This window comes from Alteribacter salitolerans (genome assembly GCF_016901055.1).
In the GTDB taxonomy this organism is placed as follows: Bacteria; Bacillota; Bacilli; order Bacillales; family Salisediminibacteriaceae; genus Alteribacter; species Alteribacter keqinensis.
Genome location: NZ_JAFEUX010000004.1, coordinates 312,036 through 338,856, shown reverse-complemented (window position 1 = coordinate 338,856; position 26,821 = coordinate 312,036). Strand labels below are relative to the sequence as shown.

Sequence of the window (26,821 nt, the reverse complement as noted above, 5' to 3'; positions counted from 1 at the left end):
GTGAATCGTATATGACTTCTACACCTACAATGTGGTTTTTTCTTGCAATCGTTGTTATGGTTTTTGTTTTTTACAGTATTGAATACCTGCTACGCAGAAAACTCGGCAATACCCAAAACATCTTTAAATGGGAGTTCAATAAACCGAAACCAAGGCACCAGATCATTACGGAATTTGTCATCATGGGTGTCTTTATTTTAAGTATGTTCATTAATTTAACCACAGTTATGATTAACCCCATGTATGTTGTGCTCCCGTTTTTCTTCATTCTTCTCACTTACAGAGGCGTGATGGAATTCAAGAACAATCCAGAAGAAAAAGAGCACATCATTGCGTTCTTCTGGGTTGGGGCTGTTTTTTTAGTCACTGTTGTTATCTATCTTACTGCACCGCACATACCAACGGAAATTTTCTTCACGGATCCATGGGAATGATGACTTAAAGATTGACTGCGTACTGGCAGTCAATTTTTTCATGAATATTACCTTGACAGACATAGTAATATTTCATAAAGTATACATTAGGAGGTGAAGTAATATGAGTGGAACAATATCCACCGATATTATTCGCGGAAATACAGTGACCATTATTTTAAACATACTCCGGCAGGGAGACAGCTACGGATATGAAATTTATAAATCCATCATTGCATTGAGTGACAATGAGTACGAGTTAAAGGAGGCGACGCTCTACACCGCTTTTCGAAGACTGGAGAAAGAAGGGTTTATCAGTTCTTACTGGGGAGATGAAACCCAGGGAGGAAGAAGGAAATATTACCGGATTACCGATGAGGGAAAAAAACGATATGAACAGAACGTGAAAGACTGGCTTTTTGCACAAAAAGTCCTGGATAAATTAATTAAGGGAGAGATCAGCGATGCAAAATCGTGAAAAAACAAAACACAACAGAGTCCACCGGTACCTGGACGATGTTTTTGCAAATGTAGGGGAAAGTCAGCAACTGTATGATTTAAAAGAGGAACTGGCTACAAATATGAAGGAGAAAATAGCCGACTACAAAATCCGGGGACTCGATGAAGATCAGGCGTTCAAGGAAGCGGCTGCGTCCATGGGGGATCTCACAGGTCTTGTTGAGGATATGAGAAAAGCAGGGCAGGACGAAACGAAACAGACCGTGTATTCCTCCTGGACCAACCGGATCGGTGCAACTGGAATTGTCATTGGCTCTCTGTTAATTCTGTTCGGTTTACTTACTCCTTTGATGCTCTACTTTATGAATGCCCCGGCTGTCAGTGTGGTGGGAGCAAGTATTTTCGCTGTAGCCGGCGGGACGGTCCTCACTTACGGTGCTCTGACGATGGAAACGAAAAAGAAATTTGCCATGAACCGGATCCGGGCACTCCTATACGCTTCCGCTGTTGGACTTGTGCTGTTCGGTATTTTCGCAGCCGGTACATCCGGTTTTGCTACCAACGAAGCTTTCATTGCCGTTGCTTCATCCATGTCATTTCTGCTTGGTGGTGTTGGCTTATTCCTGGCTCTTTTCTTTACGGGAAACGATCGCAGAAAAAAGCAGTAGCAGATGGCTGGGAACAGGGACCCGGAAATTTATAATGAACAGTACAAACCTTTCGTGGTACGGCCTGTAAAATATAAAAAAAGCAGCGTTCCCTACTGGGACCCGCTGCTTTTTTTATAGTCTTCTTTCAAATTAATGATCCGGCATTGTATGAGATGAATGTCGTCTTTAAACAGCTGGAGGTTCAGCATTTTGACTGTAGTAAAAAAATCTTCGGCACCATGAAGAATCGCGGTTACAGCTTCATAGAATGGAAACGTCCACTCGTCCATGATGGTACCCCTGTGGGTAATGCTGATAACCAAAGCGTCTTCGCTCTTTTTCATATAAAAATCGATGGGCTGATAAACGAAAGGCGATGTTCCTTCTTCACCCAGATTTTCAAGGGAGTGAAGCAGTCCCAGCCACAGCTGGTCGATGCTGTCTTCATACTTTTCACCAAAAGCAAAGTACTCGTCCCCCTGGATAACGAGAATACCCGGGAACACGGGTTGAGTTAAGGGAAGATGTGTTGAGAGTTTCTCCAGGTCTGAGCAGGGGATCCATGATTTCTCCTTTTTATCTTGCACTGTAAAGTAGCTTTCTACTGAAATCAAACGGCATCAGTCCTCTTAATATTGACGTTCACCAAGTCCCCACCCTGATGGATACATGGTAATAACTTTACCGCCTTTAATGACGAGGCGGACAGAGCCTTGACTAACATTACCGTACACGACAGTACCGTTACTTGTAAATCCATAGTTGGCAATTTGCGTGCGGTTTTGGGCAATAATGTCGCCGATAATTGCTTCATAGTTTCCGAGGGAGCGGCCGGGGTTAAAGAAAGATTGTACAGGTGTCGGGTTACCGATAAAGTGTTCCGGAGCGTGGCGGGCTAACACGTGTGTCATTCCGTAAGTGGAACAGCTTCCAAAATCGAGTTCAACACTTCGCTGGTCGATCGGGTAGCTTGCGATGGTTTGAGATGAAGAGGTATTGGGGAGACGGAAGAATCCTTGAGTTGCATTGTTAACCTGACCACAGGATCGGTTGGCGAATGACTGACCCGTTTGTTTGTACTCAATGGAATTGGAGTAGATATTCCAATCATATGTATTAGCTTCCACTTCCGAAACAGGCAGGGCAATAAGCATGACAATAAGAGCGAGGAACGTAGACAACGAACGTTTTACATAAGTGTGCATCAGCTTTTCTCTCCTTCAAAGGTATGTTTGGTCGAACTCTTTTAATATAGCAGAATGGGAAAGTGTTGAAAGTTAAGAAAATACTAAAAATATGTACACACTTTAAAAGAGTAAAGAAGTCCAGGTGTGGGGGTAGGAAGTGTGCAACGGATAAATGGATAATTTAGGGAGAGGCTGAGTGCATAGACCTGCCTGATGAGGGACAGGTAAAAACGTAAAGCATGAGGGGACTTTTGAAAATGGGAAAAAGCGTGATGGCTCTGCTTATTTTAATAGGTGTATTGTTCTTAAATTGAAATTCTGTTGAAGCGGCTGAAAAAGAAGTGGGTGAGTTTGTACGATATTTAGCAGGCGGAGAAGTGGAAAGGGCAAAGGAATATACAATAGAAGGTGTGGTTATTCCTCCATTCCGGGAACACACGGCCATTGCGAGCTATGAAGGACTGAATTCTCCCCATCAAAATAAAACAGTGGCCCTGGGCTACTTTGAAGGTGACGAACCTGCAAGACTGGCATTTATATGGGAAGTGACAACCAACGAAGCACGAATAATTACAGATATCCGGGTTGTCTATGATGGAGCCAATCCGTTTATGAATGAGCAGAAAGGACGGGAACGGTTCGAAAAAAAGGTGAAGATGCGTGTCCTCGTTCCATCAGCATTTCCTTATCCAATCACCCATGTGGAGACGGAGTATGAGGGGGAAACCCTGACTATAGAGTATGGCAATCATGAATTGCTTCAATCGATAACCGTAAAAATAACGCATGGAACAGAGATAATGAAAACCGGTGAAGAGGTCGAGCTTACAGACGGGACCAAAGCCTGCATTGAGACTGGCGGGCTTCGTTTTGTGAAAAACAAGATGATTTATACGATAGAGTTTAAGGGGAAGACCAGAGAAGCTGAACTGATTCGTGTAGCAAACAGTATGGTTAACCATTAATCTCAGGCGGATTGTTTTCATCAGCTCAGGAACCCGTGCTAAGGTAAAAAGGTGAGTTCAATTGCTCAACGATCGAAAGGAGAGGTGCAAAATGGAAAATGTAAAAGACAAGGTTGTTGTTATTACAGGAGCAAGCAGCGGAATCGGCGAGGCGATTGCTTTACGAGCCGCAGAAGCTGGTGCGAAGGTTGTTCTTGCAGCACGCCGGACGGACAAGCTTGAACAATTGTCATCTCGAATTGAATCAGAAACCGGACAAAAGTCACTTGTTGTGAAAACCGATGTGACAAACAGAACGGAAGTTGAGCAGCTCGTTGAAAAGACGAAACAGGAATTTGGCAGTGTTGATGTGCTTGTGAATAATGCAGGTGTGATGCAATTGTCATTTATGAAAAACGACAAGGTCGATGAATGGGAAAGAATGGTCGATGTGAATATCAAAGGGGTTCTTTTCGGCATCCATGCGTCACTTCCGGCCATGCTGGAACAGGGCGGCGGTCAGATTATTAACGTCTCCAGTGTTGCCGGGCACGAAGTTTTCCCTTCAAGTGCCGTTTACAGTGCCACGAAATACGCGGTTCGCGCACTGTCCATGGGGATGGAAAAAGAGCTGTCCAAAGCCGGTGTCCGGGTAACAAACATTTCACCTGGTGCTGTGGAATCTGAGCTCACAGAACACATTACGGATGAGGATGTCATTGCTATGTTTAAAGACCGTGACATGAACAAGCTTAAGGCAGAGGATATTGCCAATGCCGTTGTCTATGCGATCGGACAGCCCGCTTCTGTAAATGTGAACGAAGTGGTTGTGCGCCCGATGCAGTCATAATAGATGGCTGTTTTCGTATAGATTGGTGCTTTTTTATTATTTTCTTCATCACTTAGAATTGTTGTTGAAGCATACGGGCCCTTCGCTTTCCGTGGCGGTGCTGGCAAGCCTCCTCGGGCTGCGCCCTGTGGGGTCTTCAGTAGAAGTGGTTCCTGCTTCTTCCTCTACAAGCTTATGCTTCGAAGTGTTTGCGTCGAAGCAACTCGAAGCAGATTCATGATGCCAACGCTCGTCACTGCCACAGGAGTCTTGAGCCCTTCTGCTTCAACTTTTCTTGTGTAAAAGCAACAATACTTCCGAAAACAGCGTAATAGATAGAGAGGCGAGGCAGGGACAAAAGTGTTATAGTTAACGAGAATCTGAACAAACCAAAGCGGCGCTAATAAACCGCTCCTGAAATATACTTCGCTTTCCGCGGGAAGCGGGTTACCCTCCTCCAGCTTACCTGCTTCTTCCTCTGCCAGCTACCCTTATGAAGCTGTATGCGTCGAAGCATCTCGTCGCATTCTCATGAAGCAAACGCTCGTCACTGGGGTCTCACCTTTGCTTTTCAGAAGGCACTGAAAAGTTCGATCTTTAACTTTTCCAGTGCCTTCTTTTCATCCCGCAGGATTCTGCGGATATTTCATCCGCTTTGACAGCGGATCGTTCGCATTCTCAGCTAAATACTTTCTTTATGTCTCAGCCTCGTTTTTTATTTCTATTGAGTGATTTTTTCAACCAACCCGGTAATGGGAGCGGTTAATCCGTTAATCACAGTGATGAAGCCGTTAAAGAAGTTAAGAAGCTCCTGCACCCCTCACCGTGATTATCCCTCCACCAGAAAGTAATACTTTACCCGCTCATCTCCCCGGCACAGCCCCTGCAAACGAAATTCGTCTGTATAATCAATCAGCTTAAGGCGCTTTTCATACTCTGAGACCTTCGCCTCCAGAGAAGCTTCAATACGCTGAACGGTTTCGAATACAACGGCCGCTTCCATTTTGAAGTGTTCCGCTGCCGCAAAGATCGGAGACTGTTGCTGAAGAAGACGTACATAATGGTTTTCACTCACTGCTTCGTCAGCAAGAGACAGCTCTCTTTTTTCAACAAATAAATAGACGCTTCGTTCCGGCTCCGGTAAACGCTGAATACACTGATGACGGGCAAATTCATATCGCCGTTCGTTCATCTTGGACGACCCCTTCCTCAAATCCGCTCTTTAAATCGTAATAGTTACGTTTTATAATGGTATTTAATCATAATCTATTCATACATGTAAAGAGGGGATGCCAATGATTTTATCGGATTCAGGAATAAAACAGTATATGCAGCAGGGACTGTTATCCATTACTCCAATAACAGAAGAGCAGATTCAACCTGCTTCTGTGGATCTGACTCTGGGGACCAGTTTCAGAAAAATGAACGAGCATCAGGTGGAGCTGATTTCACTTAACCGGCCGGTACAGGAAGTTTCCTTTGAAACTGAACGTGTGATCATCCCCCCTCAATCATTTCTTCTAGCTGCAACGGAACAGTCCATAGAGTTACCAGACTGCCTTTCTGCATTTGTTGAAGGACGAAGCAGTATTGGGAGAATGGGGCTCTTTATTCAAAATGCGGGATGGGTTGATCCGGGCTTTAAAGGTGAAATCACTCTTGAATTATTCAATGCAAATAAAGTACCTATTGAGCTGACTTCGGGCAGGCGCATCTGTCAGCTCGTTTTTGCAGAGATGGATCGTCCAAGTGAAAAGCCGTACAAAGGCAAGTATCAGCATCAGACCGGTGCTGTTGGCAGCATGATTTATAAGGACATGGAAGTAAAAAATGTAAAACAGAAGACCCCCTTTGACAAATCGTAATCATTACGATATAATCCAAAGTGTAAATCGTAATAGTTACGATATGTTGTGATCATTCAAAGAATTGCGGGTGGTTGTTATATGGTGTTTAAGCGACCTGAAAGAATCCCTGTTTCGATTTTGACAGGTTTCCTCGGGTCAGGAAAAACAACGCTGTTAAATGAAATACTTATGAACAAGCAGGAAGAACGAATCGCTGTTATTGTGAATGAGTTTGGAAAAACCGGTATTGATCATCAACTGGTGATCAGTTCGGAAGAAGACATTTATGAGTTGAATAACGGTTGTCTGTGCTGCAAAGTCCGTACAGATTTAATAAACACGTTGTATGCACTGATTCAGGCAGTGGAAGAAGGGGGACATACCCCTTTTGATCGTGTTTTAATCGAAACCACAGGCCTGGCAGAGCCTGCACCGATTGCCCAGTCCTTTTTTTTCGACCCGGAACTTTCAGAGATTTATCATTTGGACACCATTATCACCGTTATTGATTGTTATCATTTTCCAAAACAGATGCATGAGCATGAAGAGGTTCTTAAGCAGGCGGCGTTTGCAGATCATTTTATTCTAAATAAGACTGACCTGGTATCAGAGGAAGATGTTAAAAAGGTAAGTAACCGTCTGCTGGCAGTAAATCCCGGTCCGCAAATTCAGTCAGGATCTCATGGAAGTGTGGTCATAAAAGATCTGCTCAATAAGTTTTCATTTGATCTGCATGAAAAGCGGCTGATTGAACCATCCGAGCTCAATTCCCATCACCTTGATCCTGACATTACTGCCATTGTTTTGACGAGTAAAAACGATATGGACATGACTGCTTTTGAAAAGTGGTTTGGCAGGATTATTGACGAAAAAGGCGAGCAGATGTACCGGTACAAAGGAATTATTTCTGCTGCGGGATTTGAGAAAAGGATCGTCTTTCAAGGTGTTCATATGCTCTTTGCAGGTAAAGCAGGGTCTCCCTGGGAAACCCGCGGCAGTCGAAAAAGTGAATTTGTGATTATCGGAAAAGACCTTGACTATGAGTGGTTTCAGTCACAATTTAAAACGTGTGAAAAAAGTAAGTAATGATTAGGAGGAAGATAGTATGGCTAAGAAAGCAATGGTCGAACGCCAGAAAAAACGCGAGAGATTAGTAGAACAATATGCAGAGAAACGACGTGAGCTGAAAGAGAAAGGAGATTATGCAGCCCTGGCAAAGCTGCCCCGCAATTCCTCTCCAACACGTTTGAACAACCGTTGTAAAGTAACAGGCAGACCAAGAGGCTACCTGCGCAAATTTGAAATGTCCCGGATTGCACTTCGGGAGCTTGCCCACAAAGGACAGGTTCCTGGTGTTAAAAAATCAAGCTGGTAAGCACGATTCCCCCTCTATAATACGATTTTCAGCTGAGTGTAAAGCATACACTCAGCTCTCTTTTTTATGAATGGAGGCTGATAAAAATGCTTGATGATTTATACAGACAGCTCATCATGGATCATGCCAGGTACAGAAGAAACCACCGTAAAGGCGGCAACGAGCATTTGAATTATAAAAATCCCACGTGCGGAGATGTGATGACCCTTTACTGGACGATAAATAAAGACAATGTAATAGAAGATGTAAGCTTTACAGGGGAAGGATGCAGCATCAGTATGGCTTCCTGTTCAATGATGACAGTTCTGGTGCGGGGAAAACATGTAACTGAAGTAAATCAAATGAAAGAAGCAATGGAACAGCTTATAAGAAACGGAGTTCCTCCAACCGATCAGGAAATCGATTTAGGCGACGCCCTTTCTCTTGAAGGTGTTCATAAATTAAAAGCCCGCCACAACTGTGCGCTAATGCCTTGGCAGGCTCTTGACCGGGCTTTCTTTAGAGAATAAAAAGGAGATGACAAAAAGATGAGAAAAATCCCTGTTACTGTACTTAGCGGCTATCTTGGTGCGGGTAAGACGACCATTTTGAACAATATTCTCGCAAACCGGGAAAATCTCCGGGTAGCGGTAATTGTAAATGACATGAGTGAAATTAATGTGGATGCAGATCTTGTTGAAAATGGCGGATTCAAACGGACAGAAGAAAAGCTGGTAGAGATGTCAAACGGGTGTATTTGCTGTACCCTTCGCGAAGACCTCCTCGTGGAAGTAGAAGCCCTGGTAAAGCAGGGAGACATTGATCACATTGTTATCGAATCAACGGGGATCAGTGAACCTGTACCGGTGGCTCAGACGTTTTCATACATTGATGAAGAAACAGGGATTGACCTGACACGCTTTTGCTATGTGAACAATATGGTTACCGTTGTAGACACGTATCGCTTCTGGGATGACTTCTCATCCGGTGACACGCTGCTGGACAGGGCTGAGGCACTCGGTGAAGACGATCAGCGTGAAGTGGTGGATCTTCTGATTGATCAGATTGAGTTTTGCAACGTCCTGATTATGAACAAAACAGATATGGTTGACGATCAAAAAGTTGATGAGCTTGAAGGTGTTCTTCGCAGGCTTCAACCTGACGCTGAACTGATTAAAACAAACTATGGAAAAATCAGTGTGAGTCAATTACTCAATGAGACACGCTTCGATTTTGAGAAAGCAAGCAGCTCTGCAGGGTGGATTAAAGAGCTTCAGTCACCTGAACATACACCGGAAACAGAGGAGTATGGTATCTCAAGTTTCGTTTACAGAAGAAGGCTGCCTTTTCATTCAGGAAGGCTTGCTGAATGGCTTAACGCTCTCCCAAAAGAAGTAGTCCGTGCAAAAGGAATCATATGGTGTGCGACACATAACCACTATGCACTGCTCCTCTCGCAGGCAGGTCCGTCCATCTCCATAAATCCGGTTGCTTACTGGGTTGCCACACTGGCTGAATCAGAACAACAGCAGTATTTACAAGCCAACCCAAAACTTGAGGAAGAGTGGGATCCGGAATTCGGGGACAGAAAAACAGAGCTTGTAATCATAGTAGTCAAACTCGATCAGAAGAAAATAGAAGCACAACTGGACCGTTGTCTTTTAACCCCCGAGGAATACGTGTCCGACTGGAGTGAGCTTTTCAACCCCTTTGAAGAAGAACAGGTGAAGAACTGATTATTCAATTGGTTAAAAGGCAGTTTTTGTTTATCTGATAATGGATGTGCCGTGCTTTTTGAATGTAAATAGTAAAGCTTTCCTCTTTTCGCTTGAAGCTGAATAACGGATAACAAAGGATAATTGACTTTGAAAAGCGAAAATAATCATTCAGTAAAGAGGTTGAAAATGTTGGAAGCTAATCTCGAGTGTTCATTACACTTACTGGTTCAGCAAAAACGGCAATCCGGGAGGAAACGATGAAACGATCTGGGGTAATGATTCTTGGTTTACTAATATTGACGGGCTGCAGTAAGGATCTGGCTGTTACGGAAGTCAGCATGGATCAGGCAAGAAAAGGTGTAAGAGAGTTCGTCCAAGAGGTAGAAGGTCAGGGAGGAGCTCACCTTTATGAGGTTGGAGGGAAAAAAGAAGCTTACCTTTTTCTCACCAGCGGCGTGGTCACCGTGGGAGAAGAGGCGTCTCACTTTAGTAATGTAAAAACTGAAAGTCATGGGGATACGGTTACAATTTCCTTCTCCCGTGAATGGACAGAGGACTATGGGAACGATAACTTACAGTATCACAGCCTTTACAGAATTACGTTTGATCAGGACTATGACGTGATCGAACTCTATGAAAATGAATCACCATCTTCCTTTACGATTGTCGGTGGAGAGTAAGGAGTGTGCGGGGGGAAGTCGATGAACAAATCGGTAAACTCGTGGAACAAACCGCTGAAGATGATGAATAAATGACTGTCAGGGATGAAGTAGATGGATAATTGGAAGAAAGCGATGAACAACGAGCCCAACCCAGTCTAAAATCATTCGCCTGACAGCTGGAACCACAAACCAGCCCTAAAAAAAACTGTTCCGGAGAGCATCCCTCCGGAACAGTTTTTTTATGGGTCTATGAGCTCTGATACGGTCACAAACTCATAGCCTTCTTCCTTTAATTCTTCTAAAATGATCCGTGAGGCTTTAATGGACCTCTCGTGGATGTCGTGCAAAAGGATGATCGAGCCGTCAGTCACCTCAGACATCACCACTTTCGTAATTTCCTCAGGGCTTTCTGTCTGCCAGTCGAAGGTATCAAGGGTCCAGAGAATCTCCGGCTCTGTAAGTGCCTGGCCTACTGTGTCATCACTGGCGCCGTACGGAGGGCGAAAAACTGTTGGCTTTTCCCCCGTAACCTTATAAATGATTTCATTTGTAGCCTGGATTTCCTTTGCAACCTGATCCGGCTCCAACGTTGTTAAATCGGGGTGATTCCACGTATGGTTGCCGATTTCATGTCCCGATGCGGATATCTCTTTTACAATAGAGGGATGGGATTCCACGTGGCTTCCAAGAAGGAAAAAGGTTGCCTTTGCATCAAATTCATCCAGGTGACGAAGGAGCTCAGTGGTATGCTCCGAATGGGGGCCGTCATCATAAGTCAGGGCTACCTGTTTTTTGGGCACACCCCCAGCTTCCTCATCCCCGCTCCCGGGCGCACCGGTTTGTTCTTCCCCTGCCGGCTCTTCTTCAGGCATACTGCCTCTCTCCTTACCAGCCACAGTCTTCAGAAACTCTTCGTCCATCACGTCTTCCAGGTCCTCAAACGGAACCTCCACCATAGGCGCTCCTGCAGACCCTTTTGTCCACTTGTATTTTTCATAAGTAAAAACAATCCCGTTTTCAGTCAGGGAAAAGTCAGTAAAGTTTTCTTTTACCGGGGCGGTGAATTCATCTATGTGTTCATCCAAAACCGCGTCCTCGTATTTTTCCCGCATTTCTTTTTTAACAAGGCCGGAAAGAACTTCCAGGTAGTCTTCATCAAAGAGGGTCTCAATTTCAACGGGTTCCATTGTTTTCGTATCCAGTGTCATGGCAGTCCGGTGGACCATGCCATTGGCATCCCCCAGATAGTAGTCGTGTGTAAAAATGAAAGAATAATAGTTCCCGTCCAATACTTTCTCAATATTAGAAGAGAACGTCATCACGAGAGGCATCGCCCCGCTTTCAGGAGACTCGTCTGCCTTTTCAAGAAAAGACGATTTTGCTTTTTCCACGTAGCCGGAAACTTCCGCATCTGCTTCCTCGTTTTCCAAAGAAGGGTATGAAAGGGAGTAGCGGTAGGTCTCACCCTCGAGTACTTCAGTAACGATATCAACACCGTCATAGCCTGACTTTATTTTTTCAACAATTTCCTCAGGTTCGTCCTCCATTGAACAGGAGGTCAACAGAAAGAATGAAAGTATTGATAAAGAAACGATATATGCTTTCATAATGTCACTCCGATCGCTGTAGTCAAAAACAATATCAGTATAACAAGTTACCGCCGGGAGTATCAGTGTGAAAATGTGTAATAACTGTGAATGAAAATGAGTACGATATTCCCTGTTTTATTCGCTTTAGAAGGGGAATGGACTAGAAGACTCAAAAAACACGAGGAGGATCCAAAATGAATCAGGATGTGCTGTACACAAAATCATCGATCGGACGGCTGGAGGAGCTGAAAAGTCTTGCACCGGAGTCTTATGATGCGTTTATGAAAGTAAACAACAAAGCGCTGGCTTCTGAAACCCTTACGGCAAAGCAAAAAGAACTCATTGCTGTAGCGGTTGCCCACACTACGGGATGTGCGTACTGCATTGAGCTTCACATTGCCAATGTAAAAGAACAGGAAGCTTCCAAAGAAGAAGTAGCCGAAGCGATTATGGTTGCTTCTGCCCTAAAAGCAGGTTCGGCTTTAGCTCACAGCGTGAACGCCTTGAATGCCTTTGATGGAAAAGGTCAGGATGAGCTGTATAAAGGGGCGTACTTTGAGAGGCTGAGAGAGTTTGCTGAAATTAACGGAGAAACCACACAGGCATTTATGGACTTCGACAAGCAGGTGATGAGTGAAGGGCATCTGACGGTAAAGGAAAAAGAACTGATTGCCGTCGCCGTCGCTCATACTACCGGTTGTGCATACTGCATCAACATTCACACGAAAGGGGCAAAAAAGGCAGAAGCCACGTTTAAGGAAATTTCCGAAGCGATCATGGTCGCCACAACGCTGAAAGCAGGTTCCGCACTTGCCCATGGTATTAATGCGTTAAATGCCTATGACCGCTGACACAGTAAATAGGCTGGAACATAAAGAAAGTGTTTAGCTGAGAATTCGGACAATGCATTAACTTAGCGGATGAAATATACACAGACCCCCTCGGGATTAAAAGGAAGGCACTGAAAAAGTACAAAACAACTTTTTCAGTGCCTTTTATTTGAGGTTGCGCGCCTGTTACGAGAAACCCACTCATACCAGGCTTTTTAAAAATGCAACCGTTACGCTCATTGCTTAGAAGGCACTGGAAAAGTTAAAGATCGAACTTTTCCAGTGCCTTCTGAAAAGCAAAGGTGAGACCCGGCAGTGACGAGCGTTTACTTCATGAAAATGCAATTTTTGTTCGGATTCTCTTTGATAAAAAACACTTTTGTTCCAGCCTCTTTTAAAATTTGGAGGATTGGGATGAATCTTACAGTCAAGTTATTAATCGGATTCGCAGGTGCGATCATGGTTTCTCTGTTTATCAGCTTGTTTATTGATTTCTCCATACCAGGCAGGCTGATGAGCGGGATTGCCTTCGTTTTCCTTAGCACAGCCATGTTTGTGAATGCTGTTGCATTAAAAAAGAAAAATGCAGATAAGAATGAAGAGCATAAACTGTTTTTCTTTTCCTTCCTCTTTGCAGTTAATGCAGTGCTTTATTTCATCCGATGGTAGGGAGGAGCTTCTCAACCTTCCATATCTGAGTTCCCCAATTTGCACGAGGGTTTTTACCACAACCCGTTAATTTAGAGAGGGAAACCGTTAATGGCCAAGCAGAAAACGTTTATTAACAATGTGAACCCGTTAATAGACGTGTGGAAGCCTTGAATCCGAGACATAAGCCGTGAATCCATCGTTTTTGCAATGTGAATCATCTGCAAAAAAAGAGGCTGATCCAAAAGTCGTTTTTATTTTCCGGGTCAACCTCGTAAAAAACGAGCGTACGGAGCGATTGTCAATTTGCGGAGACGTCTTTATTAAAATAGCAATTGTATGAAACCTCGGTTACAGCCCCCAGGACCTATTAATGAAACGCCCTCCAGAACGCCCCTTCAGTATTGATCAGCTCCATGATTTCTGGAAACGGGATATTAAACGTAGGGAAGCCTGCTGCATAAGGAGCAATCTCATATGGGGTAAAATAAATCCAAAGCCCATCTTCCGTTACATAAAACGGCTGGTCGGGCCTGATTCCCTCATATGCATCCGGGAAATAGTACCCATCGGTCTCGGCTACAATCATTGTTCCGATAATGTCACTGATGACTGCAACATAATCACTCCCGGGCAAAAATAAATCACTCAATTCATAAATTTCGCCTGTTACGACATTGACATTTACCATCGTCTGAGTGGGCATCCCGTGAGCGGCGCCAAATGGGTAGTTATAGCCGGCAAGCTCAAGAACAAGCAGGTCTTTTTCAAAGAATTTGACCGAAAAATCCCCTGTATAGCTGTAATCAAGCTGACTACCCGGCGGAACAGGCTTTACTTGGGATTCCTGGCTAAGAATGCGGTTTACCCGCTCCTGAGCTGAGGTGTCTGCCATACCTTCCAATTGAGGATAGTAGACAAGATAGTCTTTGTTCGGTTTGTACTTTTCCTCGCGAATTGACACGGTGTCTGTAAGTGGGATCATCGTATTCTGAGCCCAAACAATCCTGCCGTTCCGGTCATAATAGGACAGGCGCTGATCCACAAATGCTTTAATGAGCGAACCTTCAAGCGTTAAGGTACCCGTGCCGTCAATGACAGGCAGGTTCTGTGCCCGGGTCCCTTTTTTCGTAATAAAAAACGAACGTCTGCCTTCTGTCACAGAACTGTACCCGTGCCGGAAGTCGCTTACGGAATTGTAAAAAAAATCTGTAAGAATGTCGCCGCTCCCGGCATCGGCAATGGCATAATACGATCCCATATACGGCGCATCTTCACGGATGGCCCTGCCGACAGCTGCACGGTCATGGCCGAGTAAAAGAATGTCATTATACTCAGGAGCGATTACAAATGCCCCTGCTTTATCGATCAGACCGTACAGGTTTTTCACGTCGTCAGACATGTTTACCACCGCTCTCCCATTCTCAAAAGGCAGGGCCATGGCAAACTGCGGCTCGATCACCACTTCCCCCTGTTCATTCACGTACCCTGCCTTATCCTGATACGTCTCTTTAAACGAAAGAAGTCCGTCACCGGGGCCGCTCATCTGTGCATAGGGGAAGGTCTGAAGCTGTTCACCCTCCATATCAATCAGAGCATAAAGGCCGTCCCTTACCTGAACAAGAGCTTTTCCTTCACTAAAATCAAACGCATACCGGTACTGAGCGGGAATCACCGGGCTGCCGCTCAGATCAAGGTACCCGTACACAATCGAGCCATCATCTGTCTCAGTCTGAAAAACCGCCCGCCCCTCCTTGTATGGACTGATAAACGGATAGACCGCATCACTCAGAACATTCCCCTCTTCATCAATCACACGGGAACCGCCATCCTCTTCCATCACAACAGCCCTCCCATCTGAAAATGGAAGGATCCAGCTGTAAACCGGAGGAACCACATACTCCCCGTCCTCATTAATCACCCCGGTCCCTTTATCACTCACTATGGCCAGCCCGTTCTCCTGAAAGTCGAGGGCTTCTTCAAATTGAGGTTGGAAGACGAACTGTCCCCGGCTGTTTATATATCCCCACACCTTACCCTCTGTTGTGTTCACCGACGCAGGAAACAAACGGGGCACATAAAAATCATTCTCCATATACCGAAAACCCCCATACTGTTTTTCTATTAGTTTATGGGTACAAAGGGGAGAGGTGCCTGGCAGGGTAAGGTGATGGAAAGTGGGTATTTATGTTAACCTTTAATAATAATGGAAAAGGCGGGTGTAGCAGGGGGATCACATCAAAGATATGATTTCGGACTGGCTGCCCAAGGCGAATTCTACACGGGTTTGTGATGGCGGCAATTCTGACCTTTGCAGCCACAGTCCTGATTTACGCATTTTTAACAGTCAGAAACATCTTTTTTCTAAAGGAGGAACAGACATTGCTTTCATATCCGGCGAAGACTACGAGAGAAGAAAAAATGACGATGATCACAGAGGTAAAGGACAGGTTGCTGGATACATACAGTGAACAGGTTCTGGCAATCGGCGTCTATGGCTCCGTTGGCAGGAACGAAGAAGGTCCTTATTCAGATATTGAAATGCATGTTGTGACAGAAGAAGGATTTACGTTGGAGAATTATGAATTCATTTACGGCAAATTTAAAATTGAGCTGAGTGTCCGTCAAAAAAGTGACTTTTTTAAACGTGCCCGGCTGATAGACGACTCATGGTCGATTAAAGCCGGTGTTTTCACCCGTATTATGCCGCTCTTTGACCCGGAAGGTCTGTTTGAAGAGGTGAAGGAAGTTCCTTTGCAGATCCCCGAGTCTGAAATAAAAGAAACGATGCGCGAATTCATGATCTGGGAACCTTATGAAACGATGGGGAAAATCAGAAATCAGTATGAGGAAGGAGATCCTCATTACCTGCCTATGGGTGCAAGGGATCTCGTCTGGCAGACAGCGAAATTGATCGGCCTCGCCAACAGGCACATCTACGTCACAAGAGTGAGTACCTTTGAAGAATCTCTCAATCTTCCATACAGACCAGAAGGCTATAAGGAGCTGGCTATATTGGTTATGGAAGGCAGGCTGCATGACCTGGAAGTGGTTTATCAACATTGCGAAAAACTGTGGACCGGACTGAATGAATGGTATGAAGAGCTGGGCATTAGCTACAAGGAAACTTCCCTGCCGTTTTAACAGGAAGGAAAAACCGCTGAATCTGCAGAATAATTCTCTGGGAAGAGGTGGTTAAAGGTGAAAAGAACATGGTTTTGGACCGGTGCACTGGTTATTCTTTTTGCAGTGACAATGTCTTTTCTGGTATACGACCAGGTTTACGGAAAGGCGCAACAAATCGAAGAAACCGTACAATTATTGGAGAAAGAGATGGAGCAAAAATATCAAATCACGATTGCACATTCGAATGGTTTTTACAGCCGCACTGCGGGGTACGGTGCAACCATCACAACCTCAGACGGCGTTGTCTTTGAATCCTGGAAACGGCCCGGGGAGACCATTGACCGTTATTTGGAAGAAGTGTGGCGGGAAAGAGCACTTCAGACCTGGGTCAATGAAAGAAACGAACTCAGTCACGTGGCGTCGGCAGACATCAATGTCAACTACCGTGACGAGGCAGAAAAAGACCCCGGGGATCTTGGTAAGCCTGTTGAGGACATGAAAGAGAAACTCTGGCTGACCATTTACATTGATCTGGCGATTTCCTTTGATCAGCCATTGACAGAAGCTGTTGAGAATGAGATTTACTCCTATTGGAAGCAACTTCAAAAGGAAGGAGCGGACGGTGTCGAACTGATTGTCAGATTTAAAGGAACTCCGGAGCATGCATACATGATCGTCCGTGATGGGAACGGCAAACTTCCGCCAGTCACAAGCCTCGAAAGTGTATCGGAAACCTTGAATGTGTTTAAATAAAGAGAGAACTTATTATGAGGGGCACGCCATGAAGAACACGACAAAAGTCCGACTCACACACTATCATCCGAAGTATCTGATCAATCTGATGAATTTTCAATTACCAAGGGAACAGGCGGTTTTCACTTCCTTTCCAAGAGATATGATCCAGGTAAAGAAAGGGCAGCACCGAATCGTCATTGTGAGTGACGATCAGCCCGCTGGCTTCTTTTTACTGCATAAATCGGAGCGGGTAAAAGCGTATACAGAAAATCCGGAGGCCATGCTTCTTACCGGTTTTTCAATTGACTACAAGTATCAGGGGAAGGGGGTCGCAAAATCCGGACTCCTTCAGTTAAAAGCATTTATGCACGACGCTTTCCCGGACTGCTGTGAAATTGTCCTGTCTGTGAATGTAAAAAATATCCCCGCCCAAAGGTTATACATTAAAACAGGTTTTGCAGACACGGGGCGTAAGATAACCGGACCGGTGGGGGAGCAGTACATATACAGTCTCTCTTTAACTCAGATACCTTAGTCTTATAGCTTGGTACAGGATACTTCTTCCAGGAAATCTGCTAAACTAATAGCAGATGATATTGGGGGAGGTTTTTCTTTTGCTGAATTATTACAGTACGCTTTCCGCTGAAGTTTATGATATGGATAAACCGGTCGGTCATTCATTCGGCGATATTGAGTTTTACGCTGAGCGTCTTGCAGGATGCAGGGGGCCGATTCTTGAACCGGCTGCAGGAACAGGACGGATCCTCATTCCTCTATTGGAAAAGGGGTTCGATGTTGAAGGCTTTGATGTGTCCCGTGAAATGCTTGCCATCTGCGAAAAGAACGGGAGACAGCGAGGGCTCAAGCCAAGCCTTTTTAAGGGTGAAATGGAGACCTTTACTCTTGATAAAAGCTTTGAAGTGATTGTTGTGCCTACGGGAACGTTTCTTTTACTTCACGAAAGAGAAGCCTCCCTTCAGGCATTGAAGAATTTTTATGATCACCTTGAGCCGGGGGGACGACTGATTCTTGACCTCTTTTTGCCGGAGGACTTTAAAGAAGGACTTGTTTCCACCAGATCCTGGGAAAAGGAAAACGGTGATATTATTACTCTCGAGTCCAAAACGGTTGAAGTCGACCGGATAAACCAGTATTCCGTTTCCTACAACCGCTATGAACGCTGGCACGAAGGAAGACTCGTGCAGACAGAGCTCGAACGTTTCTGTCTCCGCTGGTACGGTGTGGAGGAATTTAGAATGGTCCTCAAAGAGACGGGCTTTACGGATATTGTTATTTCAGCGGACTATGAATTTGGAAAATATCCAGATAAAGCGGGACAGGTCATGACTTTCGAAGCAGTAAAGTAAGGAGGAAACACATGCTTACTTTAGCTTGGACTGTTAAAAAGGCGGTAAAACTGTGATTAAGGCCGTTCTCTTTGATCTGGACGGGACGCTGCTGGACAGGGATACTTCCGTGTGGCACTTTATACAGAACCAGTACGATCGTCTGGGCATGCTTTTGGGAAATGTCTCAAAAGCTCGCTACACCGAGAGATTTATAGAACTTGATGAACGGGGTTACGTATGGAAAGACCAGGTGTACAAGGAGCTTACAGCGGAATTTTCGATCACTGATATTACCTGGTCGGAACTGCTGAATGATTATCTTGTAAGCTTTCAGGGGCATTGCGTCGGTTTTCCCCACATGGCTGATACACTCAAGCAGTTAAAGCGAGACAGATATAAACTGGGGATCGTATCAAACGGAAGAGTTCCTTTTCAGTTAAACAATATAAGGGCTCTGGGCATTGAACCTTATTTTGATACAATCGTGATCTCCGAAAGGGAGGGGATCAAAAAGCCTGATGCAGACATTTTTCATCGTGCCCTGGCCCGTCTCGGTGTAAAAGCAGACCAGGCTGTCTTTATCGGGGACCACCCCGTAAACGACGTCAAGGCAGCCTGGGCAGCAGGTATGAAGGCTGTCTGGAAAGAAACAGCTGCCCTTGAATGCACCGATGCAGACAGGGTGATGAGAGATTTCAGGACTTTACCCGGTCTGATTACAAGTTTGGAGCAAAAGCTGTGATAGAATCTGTCTTGAAGGAAATTCAAGGCAGATTTTTTATTTTCTGTGAAACTATCATATAACCTGCTCCGTCAAAGAAGTAGAGTAAGGGGGCAAGGAAATGGGAGAGAGTGAAGCATACAGTCATATGAGCAGTGAAGGAAATATACATACTGATGATTTTACAGCTATCGTTACGGATTACGGTCAGTCCATTCAGCAGCTGGTTTATACCTATGTGAAAGATCAGGCTTTGGCAGAGGATCTGACTCAGGAAATCTTCATAAAAGTATTCAAAAAGCTTGATTCCTTTAAGCAGGAATCCACACTGAAAACCTGGATTTACCGGATTGCCATTAATCATTGTAAAGACTATGTCCGAAGCTGGCATTACCGGCAGTTTATATACGATAACGATACAGTGATGCATGCCCGGTCAAAAGATAAATCCATAGACGACAAAATCGTTGCACGTTCTGAAGAGGAGTGTCTTGTTCATTCGGTTCTCGGACTGCCTGCGAAATACCGAGAAGCTGTCTATTTATATTACTACGAAGAACTAACCTCAAAGGAAATCAGCACACTCATGAATGTGAGGGAAAATACGGTCAAGACCAGACTGAGACGTGCAAGAAAAATGCTGAAAGAAAAGCTCGGGAAGGAGGAAACAACATGAGTGATCCGTTAAAAGGATTGAAAAAGGCGATGGATGGAACGGTGTTTCGTGAAGTGCGGTTTTCAGATAAACAGGCCCGGAATATTATTAAAGAAACATCAGCATCCTACATCGTCAACAAACCAGTAGAAGAAAGTATGGCTATCTTACTGCTGCAGTCACTTGAAAGCGGACCACTCTCCGGATATTCCATCTTCAAGGCAATCCGTCATAAAAGGGAAGCCGTAGACCTTGAGGCTCAGGAAGGACAGCTTTATATTCTCCTTCACCGTCTCGAACAGAAGCGGCTGATCGGTTCACAGTGGCAGAAAGATGAGAACGGGGAGCAGGTCAAAGAGTACATTCTCATGAAAAAGGGGACCCGTATTCTCATGAAATGGGAGAAAGCAGATGATCAGGCTGAGCGCCGCTCTTTGCAGCTTCACCTGGAAGGTGGGCTCGTGTAATGAATTCTTCTGATCAAATCGACCAATTTTTAAGCCGGGTTACCAGTCATATCCGTTCAAAGGAAGCGAAAGAGCTTGTAGACAGAGAATTGCGCTCCCATATTGAAAAACGGATCAGAGAAAACAAGGATAAAGGTTCTTCTCATGTGGAAGCAGCCACATTGGCTGTCGAACAGATGGGAAGTCCATCCTCATTAGGGAGAGTAATGAATCAGCTTCATAAACCAAAGGTCGACTGGTTGATTATCGGGTTGTTTTCCCTTCTTTTAGGAGCTGGGATGATGCCCGTCCTTTTTTTCACTCCATGGATGGGTGGATCTTCGTACTCTCTCATTTCCGGCAAACTTTTCATGAGCGCTGTTTCGCTGGCCGTTGTTTTAGGAATTATGTTTCTGGATTACCGTCCTATTTTAAAGGCCTGGCCACGGTTTTACTGGGGTTCCCTGAGCTTGATCATTCTTTTCTTCATTTCCGGCAATTTCTATAATGGACAGGTGTTCTTCCGGCTGGGGGATCATATCCGGATCGACTCCTGGTTTGTTGCTATGCTTTGTATCATCGGGCTGGTTGGACTGGTTACAGAACGAAAGGGAAAGAAGTACTTTTCCCTGACCGTTACTGCGGCTGTCTGGGTCCCGGCTTTGTTTTTCGGCACATTCGGCTCCATATCTGTGAGTATACTATCTGTTCACAGCGATGACGATTCTCTTTGTTTCATTGAAGAACAAGAGAGATATATTCAAACTAGCCGCCATTCAGGTTGGATCTGCCTTTTTCGGCTTATGCTGGATGTTACTTATTCTTCCCGGATACCAGCTGCGGAGGCTGCAATACTGGATTAACCCGAACAGTTATCCAGGCAGCTCTGAAGCCTACATTCCGAACATTCTTCAAGGATTTTTGGATGGTTCTGTCATGTTCGGCAGGGGGGATTCCAGTCTCAGTCTGAATTTACTCAATGAGTATATTTTTGTAGGCATTGTTTACAACTTTGGTTGGATTCCCGCATCTGTTACAGCTGTTTTATTGATCGGTCTGTTAATTCGAATGTTTATCATCACGAGAAAGACTGCGGATCGGCCGGGAATGATGATTGTTACTGCAGGAGTCACAGTTATGATCTTTTCTACGTCCTGGAATCTGTTAATGATGTTCGGCATTCTACCGATCGTAACTTTTCCATTGCCTCTTATAGGCATCGGGCTTACGAGTCATGTCATTTTTGCTGTGTTTACCGGCCTGATTTTAAGTGTGTACAGGAGAAAAGATATCGTAGGAAGCCAAACGGCAGCCGGATAAATGAAAGTTGATGATCCAAAAGAGGAAAGAAGCAGAGGCAGACTCAAAAGGTATATTGTCACCTTAGAGTCTGCCTCTTGTAATTATTAAAGTATCATTTGACACATATCAGAAAGTTCACTAGAATGAGTTTATTGAGAATGAATCTCAATTATTGTTACCTATCTATGATCAGCCTGACAGGGAGAGTATAAGACATGACTACAATAGCAAAAACGATCCGTGAAAGACGTTCAATAAAATCAGGGTATACCAGTGATCCTGTTAAAGAAGAGACAGTTTTGAGTTTACTTGAAGATGCAGTCTACGCTCCGAATCACGGCCTGAGAGAGCCGTGGAGGTTTATATTTGTCCCGGGTGAGAAGAAAGAGGAGTTTGTAGCAAAGCTGGTTGCAACATTTCCGAAAGAAAAACAGGAAAACCGCCGCAACTATTTCAGCCAGCCGGCGGCCTTTCTCATCGTTGTAATGAAACAAGACCCGAGGCAGAAGCAGTGGGATGAAAATTTCGGGGCTGTAAGCAGCCTGATTCAAAACTTCCAGCTTCTTGCCTGGGAACAAAAGCTTGGTGTGGTCTGGAAAACGAACCCCCATATTTACGAACCGAAAGTTCATGATATTTTGGGCATTGAAAAAGACGAAAAGGTAGCCGGATTCCTTCACTTAGGTTATTTTAGGGAAGAGGACATTCCAGTTGCGAAAACAAGAACGAGTGCAAAAGAAAAGCTGACAGTTTACTCTTAAAGGAAAATGAGGTGGTTGATGTGAAAACAAGCGATTACATACAGAACCTTTTTGCTGAAGAAGACGATGTGTTAAAAGACGTAATAACCTTCCTTAAGGAAAACGGTCTGCCCGAGATTTCAGTACCCAGTGAAGCAGGTAAGTTTCTTTATCTGCTCGTTAAAATCGCAGGGGCGAAAAACATTCTGGAAGTAGGAGCACTGGGCGGATACAGCGGGATCTGGATGGCCCGGGGATTGCCGGAGGACGGGCGGCTTACGTCTCTTGAGCTGGAGTCTGAACATGCAAAGGTTGCAGAAACGAATATGAAAAAAGCCGGTCTTGATCATAAAGTGACATACCGGGTAGGTGATGCTGTTGAGAGCTTCACAGATCTGGTGGCTGATGGCGAGACGTATGACTTCTTTTTTATTGATGCAGATAAAGAAAACTATCCAGTCTACATTGAATCTGCCCTGCTCTGTGCAGAGCCTGGTGCACTCATTGTCGCAGACAACGTCCTCTGGGGAGGAAAAGTGGTGGATGAGGGTAATGACGAAGAAAATACCAGATTCCTCAGAGAGTTCAACGAATTTGCAGCAAAGGATCCGCGACTCGAGTCCATCCTTGTTCCTATCGGGGACGGTGTTCTTGTAAGCAGGGTGAAGTAATTTCATGTTATAGTAATGCTATATAAAACAGCAAAAAAAGAGGGCAGTCATGGAAGATGACTGCCCTTTCTTATTTTTATTTTAGAAACTACAAGCGCAACCAACAATGACTAATAGTACGAACAACACAACGAGTAAACCAAATACGTTGTTGTCTTTTCTGTGGCTCATGCAGAACGCCTCCTTTCGTATGTACTAATAATTTATGTAAAAAACTTAGACATGCTTAGGTATATGGGGGCGTCCTGCAATAAATCAACGTCTGTCTCTATTAATGCTGAATAAAAATAAAAGTGTGCACGAAAGGAATGGAGTCCTGTCGTGCACACTCTTATTATTTGGAATCGGGGTAGGTTTCTTTTAGAAAGACTACAGACTGGATGATGAGCTGTCTGAGCACATCTTCATTTACGTCGGCAAGCTTGTTGATGTATACACATGCTTTGCCGGTCTTATGTTTGCCGAAATCCTTCAAAAGATCATGGCGCTTTTCATCTCCTGTGGCAAAGTACAGACTGATTTTTGCTTTTCTTGGAGAAAAACCGGCAAGGAACATGTCTCCTTCATGACCGGTAGGATACTTATAGTGATACCTTCCAAACCCGATCATACTGGGACCCCACATCTTTGCAGGACACCCGCTCGCTTCGGTAAATATATCAAGGAGCCTGTATGCATCTTCACGTTTCTTTGGGCTGCCGACCGTTTCAATAAATTCGACCACACTGTTTTCGGTCTGTTTCGTTTTCAGCTCGTATCCCATATCACTCGCTCCTCTATTTTTTTCTGCAGAGAACCATCCATTCGTCAATGGAGACGGACGTTACGGTGTCATCTTCAACTTTTACCTGGAAGTAGCTTTGAATGTCTTTATTTGCGTGTAGGATGTGGTCATACACCGAACGGATCTGCTCTTCACTTTCAGTGGTACGCTCAACCCAGGCAGGAAAGGTGTATGTTTTTTTGCGCAGAATGGATTGCGATTCTTCAAGGCCGGAGGAGGAAAACAGCATGCGCCATTCGTTTACGGAAAGGCAACGGTTATGACTTGTGTCACGAAGGTGTTCCATTGTGTTCATAAACTCAGCAAGCTGATGATCTTCAGGCACAACATTATCAATCATTAAAAAAGCACCGCCGGGTTTTAGCACTCTGGCAGCTTCATGGACAAAAGCATCCGGCTTTGGAAAATGGTGCGGGGCAATCCGGCAGGTTACCACATCAAAGGTACCGTCGAGAAAGGGCAGTTCCTCGGCATCGGCAATCACAAAGGAGATGTTTTTGTAAGTGTCATTCAGGTGTCTCGCCGTGTTTGAGAGCATGTCTTTTGTCAGGTCGGTAGCAAAAACCCGGGAGACAAAAGGGGATAAAGTCTTAGCAACATGCCCGCCGCCGGTGGCAATGTCCAGGACAACATCCTTTTTGGACGGTTTGAGCCACTCCACGATTACGGGGAGATCCTCCCCTTTTGCATGCGTTTCGCTTGTTACATACTTCTCTGCGTTTTTACCAAACTGGTCAATCACTTTTCGTTTTACTTCATCGTTCATATCCAATATCCTCCCTCAATGGAGATTCTTCATTATTTTACCATGACTGGTGAAATGATAACGAATGTTCATGAAATTAAATATTCAGACTTCTTTTATTTTTATTGACAAAACCTGGCTGGAGGAGTAAATTCATTTCATAAAACCGAATATGACGCCTTTTCATCGCTGAAACTGTAAGTATACACAGTGCGGGGGAACCACAACCGGCAATCTGCCTTGGGGTGAATCTTTTTATTTTTAAAAGAAGGGATACTCTCAGTCCCTAATCCGACAGCTAACCTCGTAAGCGTCATGTAGGAGAGAAAGGTCTGACTAACAGACCATTTCTTTGAGATGGTTTTTTTCTTTTTTAAAACATCAAAGGAGTGGAGAACATGTCTAAAAAGAAAAAGCAGTTTGCTGTTGTAGGCCTTGGTCGTTTCGGAGGGAGCGTGTGTAAGGAACTCTTTGAAATGGGCCATGAAGTGCTTGCTGTGGACAAAGAAGAGGAAAAGGTAAATGAATATGCAAAATTTGCTACCCATGCCGTACAGCTGGACAGCACGGATGAGCAGTCTTTAAAGAGTATTGGCATCGGTAACTTCGACCATGTTGTTGTGGCGATCGGGGACAACATTCAGGCCAGTATTTTAACCACACTTGTTCTTAAAGAAATGGGTATTGAAAAAGTCTGGGCAAAAGCACAGAACAGTTACCACCAAAAGGTCCTCGATAAGATTGGGGCAGATCTTGTTGTGCACCCCGAGTTTGATATGGGGAAAAGAATTGCACATAACATGAGTTCTGAAAAGATCATTGACTTTATCGATCTGTCCGATGACTATAGCATCGTTGAACTCCTTGCTTCCAAAAAAGTAAGCAAACAAACGCTGATTGAGTTGAACGTTCGCGCAAAATACGGTGTCACAATTCTTGCTATAAAAAGAGGAGAGGCAATGAATATCGCCCCTCTTCCTGATGACATCGTCCGTGAAAATGATATTCTCATTGTGATGGGCCATAAAAATGACCTTGACCGTTTTGAAGACGAAGGTCTGTAAAAAAATGGGGCGTCTCAGGAAGTCGTTTAACCATTTAACCCCGCCTCAGGTGCTGGCGGGTGGATTTATATGGGCAATTATCTGCGGCACAATACTGCTGCTTCTTCCATTCGCTGCAACAGAGCCAGTTTCATTTATTGATGCTCTCTTTACAGCCACATCAGCAACGACTGTAACGGGGCTGGTCGTGCTGGATACCGGATCCGACTTTACTGTGTTCGGTCAGACGGTGATTATGATACTAATTAAGCTTGGCGGCCTGGGACTCATGACGTTTGCGATCTTAATTGTCCTTGCATTGGGAAAGAAAATCGGCCTGAAAGAACGTATGCTCGTTCAGGAATCGTTTAATCAGCCTACAATGGGCGGGATGGTCAGGCTGGTGAAAATGCTGCTGGTATTTGCTTTTTCCATGGAGCTGATTGCAACCGTCTTTCTGGCTCTCAGGTGGGTACCTGAGTATGGCTGGTCATTTGGCTTATTCACAAGCTTGTTTCACGCCATTTCAGCCTTTAACAACGCAGGCTTTTCCCTGTGGTCTGACAGTCTGTCGGGCTATGTCGGAGACCCTGCTGTCAACCTGATCATTACAATCCTTTTTATTACCGGGGGTATTGGTTTTACCGTTGTTTATGACTCGATTAGAACGAAGAACTTCAGACAGTTGTCCCTCCATTCAAAAATCATGATTACAGGGACTCTTATTGTCAACGTTGCTGCTATGTTTATTATCTTCATACTGGAGTATGGAAACCCTGAGACCCTTGGTGGGTTCTTATGGTATGAAAAGATATGGGCTTCCTATTTTCAGGCTGTTACACCCCGGACAGCCGGGTTTAATACGATCGATATTGGAAGTATGGAACCTAGTACCATTACATTCATGCTTCTCCTTATGTTTATAGGAGCAGGCAGCGCTTCTACAGGAAGTGGGATAAAACTTACTACCTTTCTTGTGATTGTGCTTGCAGTTACCGCTTATTTGCGGGGGAAAAAAGAACCGGTTATTTTTGAACGTACGATTCAGGATCACATTGTTGTAAGAGCACTGGCTATCGTAGTGGTCAGTCTGTCTGCGGTGCTGGTGAGTATTTTCATCCTGTCTCTTACCGAAGATGCCCCTTATATCTTAGTCGTATTTGAGGCATTTTCAGCTTTCGGTACGGTCGGTTTATCCATGGGCCTCACTGATGAACTGTCCGGAATTGGAAAACAAGTCATCATCGTTCTGATGATCATCGGACGAATTGGTCCGGTGACCCTGGCTTTTGCTCTGGCTAAGTCGAAATCAAGCAATGTCCGCTATCCCAAAGGGGACATTTTTACAGGTTAACAGGAGATACCCTGGCAGGC

Annotated in this window: 34 protein-coding genes and 1 riboswitch; of the genes, 26 read left to right on the top strand and 8 right to left on the bottom strand. The window is 44.6% G+C overall.

All coding sequences use genetic code 11. The features are described from left to right. Positions 1-11: 11 nt before the first annotated feature. The 3 genes from JSY36_RS10360 (at position 12) to JSY36_RS10350 (ending at position 1,540) form a co-directional block, all read left to right on the top strand. Positions 12-434, top strand: coding sequence for a DUF4181 domain-containing protein (locus JSY36_RS10360; protein ID WP_205166336.1), 423 nt, complete (start codon positions 12-14; stop codon positions 432-434). A gap of 103 nt (positions 435-537) precedes the next feature. Continuing rightward, positions 538-891: a PadR family transcriptional regulator gene (locus JSY36_RS10355; RefSeq protein ID WP_205166335.1), complete on the top strand. Its 354-nt coding sequence runs from the start codon at positions 538-540 to the stop codon at positions 889-891. Next, the gene (locus tag JSY36_RS10350; RefSeq protein WP_205166334.1) at positions 878-1,540 is read left to right on the top strand and encodes a permease prefix domain 1-containing protein; all 663 of its coding nucleotides are present in this window, start codon (positions 878-880) and stop codon (positions 1,538-1,540) included. Before JSY36_RS10355 ends, JSY36_RS10350 begins: the two co-directional genes overlap by 14 nt. Positions 1,541-1,632: 92 nt before the next feature. Here JSY36_RS10350 and JSY36_RS10345 read toward each other — a convergent pair whose 3' ends face one another. Continuing rightward, positions 1,633-2,136, bottom strand: a complete 504-nt coding sequence (locus JSY36_RS10345) for a hypothetical protein (RefSeq protein WP_205166333.1) — start codon at positions 2,134-2,136, stop codon at positions 1,633-1,635. Positions 2,137-2,151: 15 nt separating this feature from the next. Continuing rightward, positions 2,152-2,727, bottom strand: coding sequence for a hypothetical protein (locus JSY36_RS10340; RefSeq protein WP_205166332.1), 576 nt, complete (start codon positions 2,725-2,727; stop codon positions 2,152-2,154). 359 nt (positions 2,728-3,086) lie between these two features. Between JSY36_RS10340 and JSY36_RS10335 the strand changes: the two genes are divergently transcribed. Both JSY36_RS10335 and JSY36_RS10330 read left to right on the top strand, forming a co-directional pair. Next, the gene (locus JSY36_RS10335) at positions 3,087-3,674 is read left to right on the top strand and encodes a hypothetical protein (RefSeq protein WP_205166331.1); all 588 of its coding nucleotides are present in this window, start codon (positions 3,087-3,089) and stop codon (positions 3,672-3,674) included. Positions 3,675-3,765: 91 nt separating this feature from the next. After that, on the top strand, positions 3,766-4,503 hold the full coding sequence (locus tag JSY36_RS10330) for an SDR family oxidoreductase (protein WP_205166330.1): 738 nt from the start codon (positions 3,766-3,768) through the stop codon (positions 4,501-4,503). Between the two features lie 808 nt (positions 4,504-5,311). On the opposite strand, the gene JSY36_RS10325 is transcribed toward JSY36_RS10330, so the two are convergent. Then, positions 5,312-5,674, bottom strand: a complete 363-nt coding sequence (locus tag JSY36_RS10325) for a hypothetical protein (RefSeq protein WP_205166329.1) — start codon at positions 5,672-5,674, stop codon at positions 5,312-5,314. Positions 5,675-5,777: 103 nt separating this feature from the next. Here JSY36_RS10325 and dcd point away from each other — a divergent pair, with 103 nt between their 5' ends. The 6 genes from dcd (at position 5,778) to JSY36_RS10295 (ending at position 10,081) form a co-directional block, all read left to right on the top strand. After that, positions 5,778-6,347: a dCTP deaminase gene (dcd, locus tag JSY36_RS10320; protein WP_205166328.1), complete on the top strand. Its 570-nt coding sequence runs from the start codon at positions 5,778-5,780 to the stop codon at positions 6,345-6,347. Between the two features lie 81 nt (positions 6,348-6,428). Further along, entirely contained in the window at positions 6,429-7,415 is a 987-nt protein-coding gene (locus JSY36_RS10315) for a CobW family GTP-binding protein (RefSeq protein ID WP_205166327.1), read from the top strand. 19 nt (positions 7,416-7,434) lie between these two features. Continuing rightward, the gene (gene rpsN, locus JSY36_RS10310) at positions 7,435-7,704 is read left to right on the top strand and encodes a 30S ribosomal protein S14 (RefSeq protein WP_205166326.1); all 270 of its coding nucleotides are present in this window, start codon (positions 7,435-7,437) and stop codon (positions 7,702-7,704) included. Positions 7,705-7,790: 86 nt separating this feature from the next. Continuing rightward, positions 7,791-8,213: a Fe-S cluster assembly sulfur transfer protein SufU gene (gene sufU / locus JSY36_RS10305; RefSeq protein ID WP_205166325.1), complete on the top strand. Its 423-nt coding sequence runs from the start codon at positions 7,791-7,793 to the stop codon at positions 8,211-8,213. 18 nt (positions 8,214-8,231) lie between these two features. Beyond that, positions 8,232-9,419, top strand: a complete 1,188-nt coding sequence (locus JSY36_RS10300; RefSeq protein WP_205166324.1) for a GTP-binding protein — start codon at positions 8,232-8,234, stop codon at positions 9,417-9,419. A gap of 239 nt (positions 9,420-9,658) precedes the next feature. Next, positions 9,659-10,081: a hypothetical protein gene (locus JSY36_RS10295; protein WP_205166323.1), complete on the top strand. Its 423-nt coding sequence runs from the start codon at positions 9,659-9,661 to the stop codon at positions 10,079-10,081. 221 nt (positions 10,082-10,302) lie between these two features. Here the strand turns inward: JSY36_RS10295 and JSY36_RS10290 are convergent, their stop codons facing one another. Continuing rightward, positions 10,303-11,670: a polysaccharide deacetylase family protein gene (locus JSY36_RS10290; RefSeq protein WP_205166322.1), complete on the bottom strand. Its 1,368-nt coding sequence runs from the start codon at positions 11,668-11,670 to the stop codon at positions 10,303-10,305. A gap of 176 nt (positions 11,671-11,846) precedes the next feature. On the opposite strand from JSY36_RS10290, the gene JSY36_RS10285 reads away from it, so the two are divergent. Together JSY36_RS10285 and JSY36_RS10280 are read left to right on the top strand one after the other, a co-directional pair. After that, complete coding sequence (locus tag JSY36_RS10285) at positions 11,847-12,503, top strand: carboxymuconolactone decarboxylase family protein (RefSeq protein WP_205166321.1); 657 nt, start codon at positions 11,847-11,849, stop codon at positions 12,501-12,503. 393 nt (positions 12,504-12,896) lie between these two features. Beyond that, a complete protein-coding gene (locus tag JSY36_RS10280) occupies positions 12,897-13,151 on the top strand; it encodes a hypothetical protein (RefSeq protein WP_205166320.1) in 255 nt (84 codons plus the stop codon). Between the two features lie 349 nt (positions 13,152-13,500). Here the strand turns inward: JSY36_RS10280 and JSY36_RS10275 are convergent, their stop codons facing one another. Beyond that, a complete protein-coding gene (locus JSY36_RS10275; protein WP_205166319.1) occupies positions 13,501-15,225 on the bottom strand; it encodes a WG repeat-containing protein in 1,725 nt (574 codons plus the stop codon). Between the two features lie 287 nt (positions 15,226-15,512). Between JSY36_RS10275 and JSY36_RS10270 the strand changes: the two genes are divergently transcribed. The 11 genes from JSY36_RS10270 to JSY36_RS10225 all read left to right on the top strand — a co-directional run bounded on the left by JSY36_RS10270 (position 15,513) and on the right by JSY36_RS10225 (position 22,875). Further along, complete coding sequence (locus JSY36_RS10270) at positions 15,513-16,274, top strand: kanamycin nucleotidyltransferase C-terminal domain-containing protein (RefSeq protein WP_205166318.1); 762 nt, start codon at positions 15,513-15,515, stop codon at positions 16,272-16,274. A gap of 57 nt (positions 16,275-16,331) precedes the next feature. Continuing rightward, a complete protein-coding gene (locus JSY36_RS10265) occupies positions 16,332-17,009 on the top strand; it encodes a hypothetical protein (protein WP_205166317.1) in 678 nt (225 codons plus the stop codon). A gap of 28 nt (positions 17,010-17,037) precedes the next feature. Next, complete coding sequence (locus JSY36_RS10260; protein ID WP_205166316.1) at positions 17,038-17,526, top strand: GNAT family N-acetyltransferase; 489 nt, start codon at positions 17,038-17,040, stop codon at positions 17,524-17,526. 79 nt (positions 17,527-17,605) lie between these two features. Continuing rightward, entirely contained in the window at positions 17,606-18,358 is a 753-nt protein-coding gene (locus JSY36_RS10255) for a class I SAM-dependent methyltransferase (RefSeq protein ID WP_205166315.1), read from the top strand. Between the two features lie 52 nt (positions 18,359-18,410). Further along, positions 18,411-19,082, top strand: a complete 672-nt coding sequence (locus JSY36_RS10250; RefSeq protein ID WP_205166314.1) for an HAD-IA family hydrolase — start codon at positions 18,411-18,413, stop codon at positions 19,080-19,082. A 100-nt stretch (positions 19,083-19,182) separates the two neighbouring features. Next, positions 19,183-19,737: a sigma-70 family RNA polymerase sigma factor gene (locus JSY36_RS10245; protein ID WP_205166313.1), complete on the top strand. Its 555-nt coding sequence runs from the start codon at positions 19,183-19,185 to the stop codon at positions 19,735-19,737. Next, positions 19,734-20,183, top strand: coding sequence for a helix-turn-helix transcriptional regulator (locus tag JSY36_RS10240; RefSeq protein WP_205166312.1), 450 nt, complete (start codon positions 19,734-19,736; stop codon positions 20,181-20,183). The genes JSY36_RS10245 and JSY36_RS10240 overlap by 4 nt, the downstream gene beginning before the upstream one ends. Continuing rightward, positions 20,183-21,025, top strand: a complete 843-nt coding sequence (locus tag JSY36_RS20840; protein ID WP_336511470.1) for a permease prefix domain 1-containing protein — start codon at positions 20,183-20,185, stop codon at positions 21,023-21,025. Before JSY36_RS10240 ends, JSY36_RS20840 begins: the two co-directional genes overlap by 1 nt. Continuing rightward, positions 20,919-21,482 (top strand): FtsW/RodA/SpoVE family cell cycle protein, encoded by a 564-nt coding sequence (locus tag JSY36_RS10235; protein WP_336511477.1) that lies wholly within the window; start codon positions 20,919-20,921, stop codon positions 21,480-21,482. The genes JSY36_RS20840 and JSY36_RS10235 overlap by 107 nt, the downstream gene beginning before the upstream one ends. Before the next feature lie 197 nt (positions 21,483-21,679). Next, positions 21,680-22,225: a nitroreductase family protein gene (locus tag JSY36_RS10230; RefSeq protein WP_205166310.1), complete on the top strand. Its 546-nt coding sequence runs from the start codon at positions 21,680-21,682 to the stop codon at positions 22,223-22,225. 20 nt (positions 22,226-22,245) lie between these two features. Next, the gene (locus JSY36_RS10225) at positions 22,246-22,875 is read left to right on the top strand and encodes an O-methyltransferase (RefSeq protein ID WP_336511469.1); all 630 of its coding nucleotides are present in this window, start codon (positions 22,246-22,248) and stop codon (positions 22,873-22,875) included. Positions 22,876-22,956: 81 nt separating this feature from the next. Here JSY36_RS10225 and JSY36_RS10220 read toward each other — a convergent pair whose 3' ends face one another. The 3 genes from JSY36_RS10220 to JSY36_RS10210 all read right to left on the bottom strand — a co-directional run bounded on the left by JSY36_RS10220 (position 22,957) and on the right by JSY36_RS10210 (position 24,425). Next, on the bottom strand, positions 22,957-23,046 hold the full coding sequence (locus tag JSY36_RS10220; RefSeq protein WP_205166308.1) for a YjcZ family sporulation protein: 90 nt from the start codon (positions 23,044-23,046) through the stop codon (positions 22,957-22,959). A 163-nt stretch (positions 23,047-23,209) separates the two neighbouring features. Continuing rightward, positions 23,210-23,638 (bottom strand): DUF1801 domain-containing protein, encoded by a 429-nt coding sequence (locus JSY36_RS10215; RefSeq protein WP_205166307.1) that lies wholly within the window; start codon positions 23,636-23,638, stop codon positions 23,210-23,212. A 13-nt stretch (positions 23,639-23,651) separates the two neighbouring features. Beyond that, on the bottom strand, positions 23,652-24,425 hold the full coding sequence (locus tag JSY36_RS10210; RefSeq protein ID WP_205166306.1) for a class I SAM-dependent methyltransferase: 774 nt from the start codon (positions 24,423-24,425) through the stop codon (positions 23,652-23,654). Between the two features lie 156 nt (positions 24,426-24,581). Further along, positions 24,582-24,732, top strand: a riboswitch (cyclic di-AMP (ydaO/yuaA leader). A 70-nt stretch (positions 24,733-24,802) separates the two neighbouring features. On the opposite strand from JSY36_RS10210, the gene JSY36_RS10205 reads away from it, so the two are divergent. Both JSY36_RS10205 and JSY36_RS10200 read left to right on the top strand, forming a co-directional pair. Next, positions 24,803-25,468 (top strand): potassium channel family protein, encoded by a 666-nt coding sequence (locus JSY36_RS10205; RefSeq protein WP_122897445.1) that lies wholly within the window; start codon positions 24,803-24,805, stop codon positions 25,466-25,468. Continuing rightward, a complete protein-coding gene (locus JSY36_RS10200) occupies positions 25,440-26,801 on the top strand; it encodes a TrkH family potassium uptake protein (protein ID WP_419466040.1) in 1,362 nt (453 codons plus the stop codon). Before JSY36_RS10205 ends, JSY36_RS10200 begins: the two co-directional genes overlap by 29 nt. Positions 26,802-26,821 lie beyond the last annotated feature (20 nt).

Bases quoted from the DNA above. Each gene is read 5' to 3' on its own strand.
- JSY36_RS10360 (WP_205166336.1), top strand. From the start codon at position 12: ATGACTTCTACACCTACAATGTGGTTTTTTCTTGCAATCGTTGTTATG.
- JSY36_RS10355 (WP_205166335.1), top strand. From the start codon at position 538: ATGAGTGGAACAATATCCACCGATATTATTCGCGGAAATACAGTGACC.
- JSY36_RS10350 (WP_205166334.1), top strand. From the start codon at position 878: ATGCAAAATCGTGAAAAAACAAAACACAACAGAGTCCACCGGTACCTG.
- JSY36_RS10340 (WP_205166332.1), bottom strand. From the start codon at position 2,727: ATGCACACTTATGTAAAACGTTCGTTGTCTACGTTCCTCGCTCTTATT.
- JSY36_RS10330 (WP_205166330.1), top strand. From the start codon at position 3,766: ATGGAAAATGTAAAAGACAAGGTTGTTGTTATTACAGGAGCAAGCAGC.
- JSY36_RS10325 (WP_205166329.1), bottom strand. From the start codon at position 5,674: ATGAACGAACGGCGATATGAATTTGCCCGTCATCAGTGTATTCAGCGT.
- dcd (WP_205166328.1), top strand. From the start codon at position 5,778: ATGATTTTATCGGATTCAGGAATAAAACAGTATATGCAGCAGGGACTG.
- JSY36_RS10315 (WP_205166327.1), top strand. From the start codon at position 6,429: ATGGTGTTTAAGCGACCTGAAAGAATCCCTGTTTCGATTTTGACAGGT.
- rpsN (WP_205166326.1), top strand. From the start codon at position 7,435: ATGGCTAAGAAAGCAATGGTCGAACGCCAGAAAAAACGCGAGAGATTA.
- sufU (WP_205166325.1), top strand. From the start codon at position 7,791: ATGCTTGATGATTTATACAGACAGCTCATCATGGATCATGCCAGGTAC.
- JSY36_RS10300 (WP_205166324.1), top strand. From the start codon at position 8,232: ATGAGAAAAATCCCTGTTACTGTACTTAGCGGCTATCTTGGTGCGGGT.
- JSY36_RS10295 (WP_205166323.1), top strand. From the start codon at position 9,659: ATGAAACGATCTGGGGTAATGATTCTTGGTTTACTAATATTGACGGGC.
- JSY36_RS10290 (WP_205166322.1), bottom strand. From the start codon at position 11,670: ATGAAAGCATATATCGTTTCTTTATCAATACTTTCATTCTTTCTGTTG.
- JSY36_RS10285 (WP_205166321.1), top strand. From the start codon at position 11,847: ATGAATCAGGATGTGCTGTACACAAAATCATCGATCGGACGGCTGGAG.
- JSY36_RS10280 (WP_205166320.1), top strand. From the start codon at position 12,897: ATGAATCTTACAGTCAAGTTATTAATCGGATTCGCAGGTGCGATCATG.
- JSY36_RS10275 (WP_205166319.1), bottom strand. From the start codon at position 15,225: ATGGAGAATGATTTTTATGTGCCCCGTTTGTTTCCTGCGTCGGTGAAC.
- JSY36_RS10260 (WP_205166316.1), top strand. From the start codon at position 17,038: ATGAAGAACACGACAAAAGTCCGACTCACACACTATCATCCGAAGTAT.
- JSY36_RS10245 (WP_205166313.1), top strand. From the start codon at position 19,183: ATGGGAGAGAGTGAAGCATACAGTCATATGAGCAGTGAAGGAAATATA.
- JSY36_RS10240 (WP_205166312.1), top strand. From the start codon at position 19,734: ATGAGTGATCCGTTAAAAGGATTGAAAAAGGCGATGGATGGAACGGTG.
- JSY36_RS20840 (WP_336511470.1), top strand. From the start codon at position 20,183: ATGAATTCTTCTGATCAAATCGACCAATTTTTAAGCCGGGTTACCAGT.
- JSY36_RS10230 (WP_205166310.1), top strand. From the start codon at position 21,680: ATGACTACAATAGCAAAAACGATCCGTGAAAGACGTTCAATAAAATCA.
- JSY36_RS10220 (WP_205166308.1), bottom strand. From the start codon at position 23,046: ATGAGCCACAGAAAAGACAACAACGTATTTGGTTTACTCGTTGTGTTG.
- JSY36_RS10215 (WP_205166307.1), bottom strand. From the start codon at position 23,638: ATGGGATACGAGCTGAAAACGAAACAGACCGAAAACAGTGTGGTCGAA.
- JSY36_RS10210 (WP_205166306.1), bottom strand. From the start codon at position 24,425: ATGAACGATGAAGTAAAACGAAAAGTGATTGACCAGTTTGGTAAAAAC.
- JSY36_RS10205 (WP_122897445.1), top strand. From the start codon at position 24,803: ATGTCTAAAAAGAAAAAGCAGTTTGCTGTTGTAGGCCTTGGTCGTTTC.